General features: G+C 64.8%; 1 pseudogene. It reads right to left on the bottom strand.

The features are described 5' to 3' along the window. Positions 1-244, bottom strand: a pseudogene (locus LD028_RS09350) (hypothetical protein); the annotation flags it as partial.

The raw sequence follows: 244 nt of genomic DNA, 5'->3' as shown, positions 1-244 counted from the left end.
TCACACCGTATAGGTGCGATATGCCGCTTCGCACGGATTCCCCCAAGCGACATGCATCACGCCGTCCTCCGGCACCATGACCAGAGAGGCTACCGTGGTCATCTGCCACTCGGCGGGCTGATTGGGGTCCACGTGCCTGCAGATCGACGTCGGGGCGTTGTCGTGATCCCGCAGGACGTCCATCATCCGCTCCGCCGTAAGCTCGCCGGCCAGATCCGCCAAGCGGGCGGCCATCCGTTCCTTG

It is taken from the genome of Anoxybacillus sp. LAT27 (genome assembly GCF_022030075.1).
GTDB classification, from domain to species: domain Bacteria; phylum Bacillota; class Bacilli; order Bacillales; family Anoxybacillaceae; genus Anoxybacillus; species Anoxybacillus kestanbolensis.
Note: the sequence above shows the minus strand (reverse complement) of the source record. Positions and strands in the feature narration are given on the sequence as shown.